At 39.2% G+C, this 6,952-nt stretch carries 6 protein-coding genes and 1 pseudogene; 4 read left to right on the top strand and 3 right to left on the bottom strand.

The window, feature by feature from the left end:
- Positions 1 to 178: 178 nt before the first annotated feature.
- The 3 genes from PROCOU_RS14345 to PROCOU_RS14355 form a co-directional block, all read right to left on the bottom strand.
- A complete protein-coding gene (locus PROCOU_RS14345; RefSeq protein ID WP_036073681.1) occupies positions 179 to 859 on the bottom strand; it encodes an ABC transporter ATP-binding protein in 681 nt (226 codons plus the stop codon).
- Positions 859 to 1,959 (bottom strand): ABC transporter permease, encoded by a 1,101-nt coding sequence (locus PROCOU_RS14350; protein WP_036073684.1) that lies wholly within the window; start codon positions 1,957 to 1,959, stop codon positions 859 to 861. The genes PROCOU_RS14345 and PROCOU_RS14350 overlap by 1 nt, the downstream gene beginning before the upstream one ends.
- 68 nt (positions 1,960 to 2,027) lie before the next feature.
- Entirely contained in the window at positions 2,028 to 3,194 is a 1,167-nt protein-coding gene (locus PROCOU_RS14355; protein WP_036073686.1) for a MalY/PatB family protein, read from the bottom strand.
- Positions 3,195 to 3,342: 148 nt separating this feature from the next.
- Between PROCOU_RS14355 and yugI the strand changes: the two genes are divergently transcribed.
- The 4 genes and pseudogenes from yugI to PROCOU_RS14375 all read left to right on the top strand — a co-directional run bounded on the left by yugI (position 3,343) and on the right by PROCOU_RS14375 (position 6,549).
- Positions 3,343 to 3,705, top strand: a complete 363-nt coding sequence (gene yugI / locus PROCOU_RS14360; RefSeq protein ID WP_036073688.1) for a S1 domain-containing post-transcriptional regulator GSP13 — start codon at positions 3,343 to 3,345, stop codon at positions 3,703 to 3,705.
- A 156-nt stretch (positions 3,706 to 3,861) separates the two neighbouring features.
- The gene (locus tag PROCOU_RS14365) at positions 3,862 to 4,275 is read left to right on the top strand and encodes an NUDIX hydrolase (RefSeq protein ID WP_036073690.1); all 414 of its coding nucleotides are present in this window, start codon (positions 3,862 to 3,864) and stop codon (positions 4,273 to 4,275) included.
- 79 nt (positions 4,276 to 4,354) lie between these two features.
- Complete coding sequence (locus PROCOU_RS14370; RefSeq protein ID WP_036073693.1) at positions 4,355 to 5,704, top strand: glucose-6-phosphate isomerase; 1,350 nt, start codon at positions 4,355 to 4,357, stop codon at positions 5,702 to 5,704.
- Positions 5,705 to 5,789: 85 nt separating this feature from the next.
- Positions 5,790 to 6,549, top strand: a pseudogene (locus tag PROCOU_RS14375) (DeoR/GlpR family DNA-binding transcription regulator).
- Positions 6,550 to 6,952: the final 403 nt, after the last annotated feature.

Here is a 6,952-nt window from a genome sequence, read left to right on the forward strand (position 1 = left end):
CCGCCTGACGCCTAGACCAGGTAAAGCTATTATATTCGAGATAACCCGGTAACAACGAAACGAGCAGTAACAAAAATAAAAATTCTCATTGCAGCAGGTATGAGAAACCTGTGAAAGCATAAAGAACTATTACCACACAAAAGCGATGCAACTCCAAGGTTGAAGTGCATCGCTTTTCTCATGAATCTTTTATTAAAACACCATCTAGCATTCGGTAAACGTGATGGCATAAATCTAACATTCGTTCATCGTGCGTTACCATAATGACAGCACGCTCTTTGCCTTTTATCTCATCACGAAGCAATTCCACAACTTCCCGCCCTCGAGTAGAATCAAGGCTTGCAGTTGGTTCATCCGCTAAAATTACTGCCGGTTCATTAATTAGCGATCGTGCAATGGCAACCCGTTGCTTTTCTCCACCAGATAAGTCTTTCGGATAAAATTGCAGACGGTCACCAAGACCCAGTTGGGTGAGAAGCACTTCACTTTTTGTTGCTACATCTTGCTTATCTTGTCCAGCCAATTTGCCAATAAACTCGAGTTGCTGTTGAGCTTTCAAATAAGGAACAAGATGTGCTGCTTGGAAAATAAATCCGACTTCTGCTAAACGCAATTCTGTTTGCGCTTTTTTTGAAAGGTTACTGATAATTTTCCCATTAATCGTGATTTCGCCTGAGGTTGGTGTGAGTAACGCGCCGGCCAAAGATAAGAAAGTACTTTTCCCAGAGCCAGAAGGTCCAACAATCGCGATTAATTCTCCAGCATTAGCCTCAAAATTAGTTTCACGCAATGCATGGATTGTCGTGGGACCAGAAGGATAGGTTTTTGTTACATTTTCGAATTTCAAAAGAGCTGTCATTATTGATCGCCTCCCCGAATTGCGTCCAGCGCATCTACTTTAGCAATTTTGATAAGTGATAAAAGGGAACCGATAACTGCTACAGCAAAAAACAACCCGCTGTAAAGCGCCATCGTCAAGCCGGTTAGACGGAATGGCATGGCATCAGGCATAATCATCGAAAGCCCAGCGGTTGCAGCGATACTAATGCCGATGCTCACAACGGAAATCAATAACACTTGCGAAACAACACTTGCCACCAAATAACTTGTCTTTGTCCCCAGTGCTTTCAAAATACCAAACTGGCCTGTTTTTTGCAATGTCATTATATAGAAGAAAGCCGTCAAAATAAAGCCGCCAATGACAATCAAGAAGAAAATCATCATGTTTAGAGTCATTTGTTCTGCTGAATAACCAGGAATTTGACCAAGGAAGTCTTTATGCGTAATAGTTGTTAATTCCTTATTATCGATTGAAATACTTTTATCCGGATTATCTGCAAGAACAGCAATGGTACTCGTTTGTGGAATTTTTTGATGGTAAAGACTCGGATTTATTGCTTGCCAAATCGCCATATTCATGTAGACAATCGGTGCGTGACTATATTTCTGATCCTTTGCAAAACCAATAACCGTCATCTGCTTATTCAAAATATCATCTTCCAACACATCGCCAATCTTCAAATCACCTTCTAGCGATGAGTCCAAAATAACACCGTCTGGTTTCGTCACGCTCATCTGTGATCCTGACGTTACTTTTGGTTCCAAAAAACTACCTGGCGTAATTGCGAAAACGGCCATACTGAATTTCTTCCCATCGTCTGCCCGTTTTAGAGTCTGCATGGATTGACCAAGAACCGCGGCATCTTTCACGTTCTTAACGTCCTTAATCCCCGCCAAGTCTGATTCAGGAAATAACGAACGTTCCACTTTTCCCTGCGCGTCTTTAGCTAAGACGTAATATGGCACATCATTATTTGCAACAGAAGAGGCATTATCATACGCCAATCCATTCGCGAGCCCTGATAGAAACAAGGATAATAATACAATTAAAATCATAATCCCTGTCACTAAAAAATAGCGTAACTTCGAATAAAATAATTCACGAAGTCCTAAAAACATATATTTTTTCAACTCCTCATTTTTTAATTTCCCAAATCAAGTATAACAAACAAATCGTGAAAAGCCGATCAATGAGTTTTCTGCAAACCTTCAATTAAGCAAGCAACGCCTTTTTCCAATGTCTCTCTTGGGCAAGCGATATTCAGACGCACAAATCCCGACCCAGCAACGCCAAAATCAGAACCCATCTGCACACCAACACCAGCATTAATCAAATTTTGATAGATTGTTTTATCATCCAAACCGAGCGCGCGGCAATCTAACCACATTAAATATGTAGCTTCAAGTTTTGTCACACCAACAGTCGGACAATGCTTTTTAACTTCAGCTTCCGTATATTGATAGTTCGCAAAAATATAATCACGTAACTCATCGACCCATTCTGCACCGAACAGGTAAGCAGCTTCCATCCCGACAGCACCGAAAGAATTTAACTCTGGACGTGACGTGTACTTTGCCTCATATTCAAATTTTGCTTGAAAATCAGGATTGGTTGTAATAAAAAACGAAGCCTTCATTCCTGCTAGATTAAACGTCTTTGTTGGTGCCATCAACGTTACAATTTGCGATTGATAGTCAGGAGCAGCGACAGCAAGTGGCAAATGCTTCACATTAGGCATCGTTAAATCTGAATGAATCTCATCCGAAATAATAGGCACCCCGTATTGCTCACAAATTTTCGCCATGCGAGTAAGCTCAGCACGTGACCAGCTACGACAACCGGGATTATGTGGATTGCAAAGGATAAATAACTTCACGTGTTGCACTTTTTCCTCAAAATCAGTCCAATCAATTGTATAAGCGCTATCTTTATATACGAGCGAGGACATCACTACCTTACGCTTCGTCTGCTCAGTCACTAGGAAAAACGGATGGTAAACGGGCGAGTGCATCAAAACCCCATCGCCTTTTTCTGTTAACGAACGAATAGCCATGGATAGAGAGGGAACAACCGCTGCATTTAGAAAAATATTGGCTTCATACACCTTATAATCGTGTCGCGTAGCCAACCAATTAACAATGCTAGGTTTCAATCCTGGAACCGTCATCGAATAACCAAAAATTCCGTGATCTAGCAGCTTTTGGAATGCCTGATGAACAGCATATGGTGGTTTGAAATCCATATCTGCTACCCACATTGGAATAATATCTTCTGTACCAAATAAATGCTTCACATCGTCCCACTTTTCGCTATTAGTACCAATACGCGGGATTACTTCATCAAAAAGACTCATTGTTAAAACCTCCTCAAAATACACTTTCCAGTCCCATTGTATCACAAACCCACATGAAAGAAGACACAAGGTAAATCTAATAATTGTGTATTTTGGAGGGGAGTGATATAATTTGTAATTATTGAAAGTCAGAAAGTAGGTATATATTATGAGTGAGTTTAAAGTCGGCGATATCATTACAGGTAAGGTTGCAGGAATTCAAGGTTACGGCGCATTTGTTGCATTGGATGACAAAACACAAGGATTAGTACACATTTCAGAAATCCATCACGGTTTTGTGAAAGATGTACATGAGTTTTTAGAAGTTGGACAAGAAGTAAAAGTCAAAATTCTAGAAATCAATAATGAAACAAATAAAATTAGCCTATCTATCCGCGCAACAGAAGAAGCGCCAGTAAAAGCAAAACAAGAATCAAGACGTCCACAAAAACAAATGTCATCAGGCCCGGATGAAGGTTTCAATACATTACGCGATAAGCTACAAGAGTGGGTAGACAAAGCAGACAAATAAAACCGAGGAACTTAGGAGACTTCAACTAGGAGTTTCCTAATCATAAGGTTTTCTGTTTTTAATTAACAAACATTTTAGACAACATAGTTAATGAGTGTTTTGTGCGTTTGAATTTTTAGATAATTTTAAATATAAGGTCTTAAGGGAGGTCTGTTCATGAAGAGGGTATTGTTAGTTAAGGGATTTATTTACAATGAAAAAAAGGACGACATTCTGCTCGTGAAGAATCGCGACTTGAAGTGGGCGTTTCCAGGCGGTAGAGTAGAAACTGACCAAACACTAGAGCAAGCACTACTTTCAAAGGTTAAACAACAAACGGGGATTGATTGTGCCATAGATAGCTTACTATATGTAAAAGAACGCAGAACGGCTTGGGAACATGTCTGCTTATTTGTCTATAAGGCCACCGCAACAGGAGATTTTCTTACCATTGAAAAGGATGACAGCGTTTTTCATGCAAGGTGGACCTCAATTCCGCAAGCAGACGATTTACTTCAAGAACAGGACGTAGCAATCAACAAACTTGTTTTAGAACATGGTGTACCGTATATTTTGCCACAAGAAAGTTAAGACACACAATTCTTGCTAAATGGGCTTAGTTGATATAAAGTAAATACTATAAATAGGCACTAAATTTGGAGGGAAAATGATGACTCATATTCAATTTGATTATTCAAACGCATTGAAATTTTTCGAGCAACATGAAATCGACTATTTACAACCAGCTGTCACAGCAGCACACGACGCCTTACATAATGGCACTGGCGCAGGTAACGAATATCTGGGATGGATCAATTTACCTCGTGATTACGACAAAGAAGAATTCGCCCGCATCCAAAAAGCAGCAACAAAAATCAAAGAGGATTCCGAAGTCCTTATCGTTATCGGCATTGGTGGCTCTTATCTTGGTGCCCGCGCGGCAATTGAGACGCTGAACCATGCATTCTACAATGTACTTGATAAAGATAAACGCCAAGCGCCACAAGTATTTTTCGCCGGGAACAGTATTAGTTCAAGTTATCTGCATGACTTAATCGAAGTGATTGATGGTAGAGATTTCTCTGTCAACGTTATTTCTAAATCAGGAACAACGACGGAACCAGCAATCGCATTCCGTATTTTCAAAGAACTTTTAGAAAAAAAATACGGCAAAGAAGAGGCTAAGTCACGTATTTATGCAACAACAGATAAAGCTAAAGGCGCGTTAAAAGAACTATCAAATTCTGAGGGCTACGAAACATTTGTCGTTCCTGATGATGTCGGTGGTCGATTCTCAGTATTAACAGCTGTTGGATTATTACCGATTGCTGCAAGTGGTGTAGATATCGAAGCAATGATGCAAGGCGCTGATGCGGCACGTGCTGATTTTAGTAGCCCAGAATTAGATAAAAATATTGCATATCAATACGCAGCAGCTCGCAATGTTCTTTACCGCAAAGGCAAAGTAACAGAGCTACTTATCAATTACGAGCCAGGCTTGCAATACTTCAATGAATGGTGGAAGCAACTGTTTGGCGAAAGTGAAGGAAAAGATCAAAAAGGAATTTACCCATCCAGCGCTAACTTCTCTACTGATTTACACTCCCTTGGTCAGTATATACAAGAAGGACGCCGCAACATTTTTGAAACAGTTGTTAAAGTATCTAAAGCTCGTCATGAAATCATAATTAATAAAGAAGACAATGATTTGGATGGACTGAATTATTTAGCAGGAGAGACGGTTGACTATGTAAACGATAAAGCTTTCCAAGGCACATTACTTGCTCATACAGATGGCGACGTTCCTAATTTTGTCGTAGAAGTTCCTGCGCTAGATGCCTATTCATTTGGGTATCTCGTGTACTTCTTTGAAATTGCAGTTGGCGTAAGTGGCTATCTAAACGGTGTAAACCCATTTGACCAACCGGGTGTTGAGGCATATAAGGCTAACATGTTTGCACTATTAGGTAAGCCAGGCTATGAAGAAATGAAAGCAGAGCTAGAAAAACGTTTGAGATAACAATACGAATCTGCGTGAAACCTCCAGAAATTAGGAAGTGCCACGCAGATTTCTTGTTTAGTTTAAACTAAGAAAGGAGAAGAAGATGCTTTCCATCGAACGTAAGCAAGCCATTTTAAACTATGTAAAAAACAAAAAAATAGCAAGTGTCAACGAACTGGCTCGCTATTTCAAAGTCCATGAGGTCACAATTCGTCGCGATTTAACAACATTAGAAGAAGAAAAAAAAGCTAAAGAGGACTCACGGTGGCGTTATGATAGAAGAAAAAATCATCTCCGAACCAGAATTTCAAAAGCGAGAAGAAGTTCAATTTGAAGAGAAACAACGTATTGCATCTTATGCAGCATCACTTATTGAGGATGGTGATACAATCATTCTTGATTCTGGAACAACAACCGGCCATATTGCCAGAGCGATCCAAAATTACACGAAGCTTACTGTTATAACAAATGACATCAATGTAGCCACAATTTTGCGCAATTCTGCCATCAAAGTCATTGTTACAGGAGGCGTCTTGTACCCAGAAACCTATATGCTAAACGGAATGATTACGGAAGAAACCCTTCGCAACTTGCATGTACACAAGGCTTTTGTGACGACACCAGCCATCGATTTAGAGAAAGGCCTCATGCACTACGATGAGTACCTAGTACCGGCAAAGGTCCAAATGCTTCATTCCGCAACAGAAGTGTTTTTAGTAACTGATCATACGAAATTTGGAAGAATATCACTATATAAATATGCTGATTTTACTGATATCACAAGTATCATAACAGGAAAAGAATTAGATTCTGCATTAAGAGAAAGCTTTTCAGAAAAAGGTTTACGCATCTATACGACCTAGCTAATATACAATAAAATAAATAAATATAAATAAATTTAAGCAATACTATTGCGTTTATAGAATATACATGGTATTCTAGTAATCGTGCCACTTATACAACAACAAAAAAACGGCTAATAACAAAGGATTTCCAAGATATTTCTTTGGAATTACTTAAAAAAACAAGGTTTAAACTTTTATTCAAAAAAAAAGATAAAAACTGTTGACAAAGATTAGCCCGAATGATAATATAAGTAGGTCGCTGCTAGATTAAAGCGTATGAGAGATTGACCTTTGAAAACTGAACAGAAACAAAGATAAAACCAATAGAGACAGTAATGTTTCTAGGTAAGAATCGCAGGGCGGAAATAGAGAGCTATTTCCAAAAAAACTACTAGTAAAGAAATTTGCTAGCGAAGTCAAT

The sequence above is a fragment of the Listeria rocourtiae FSL F6-920 genome (genome assembly GCF_000525975.1).
GTDB classification, from domain to species: domain Bacteria; phylum Bacillota; class Bacilli; order Lactobacillales; family Listeriaceae; genus Listeria_A; species Listeria_A rocourtiae.

Bases quoted from the DNA above. Each gene is read 5' to 3' on its own strand.
- PROCOU_RS14345 (WP_036073681.1), bottom strand. From the start codon at position 859: ATGACAGCTCTTTTGAAATTCGAAAATGTAACAAAAACCTATCCTTCT.
- PROCOU_RS14350 (WP_036073684.1), bottom strand. From the start codon at position 1,959: ATGTTTTTAGGACTTCGTGAATTATTTTATTCGAAGTTACGCTATTTT.
- PROCOU_RS14355 (WP_036073686.1), bottom strand. From the start codon at position 3,194: ATGAGTCTTTTTGATGAAGTAATCCCGCGTATTGGTACTAATAGCGAA.
- yugI (WP_036073688.1), top strand. From the start codon at position 3,343: ATGAGTGAGTTTAAAGTCGGCGATATCATTACAGGTAAGGTTGCAGGA.
- PROCOU_RS14365 (WP_036073690.1), top strand. From the start codon at position 3,862: ATGAAGAGGGTATTGTTAGTTAAGGGATTTATTTACAATGAAAAAAAG.
- PROCOU_RS14370 (WP_036073693.1), top strand. From the start codon at position 4,355: ATGACTCATATTCAATTTGATTATTCAAACGCATTGAAATTTTTCGAG.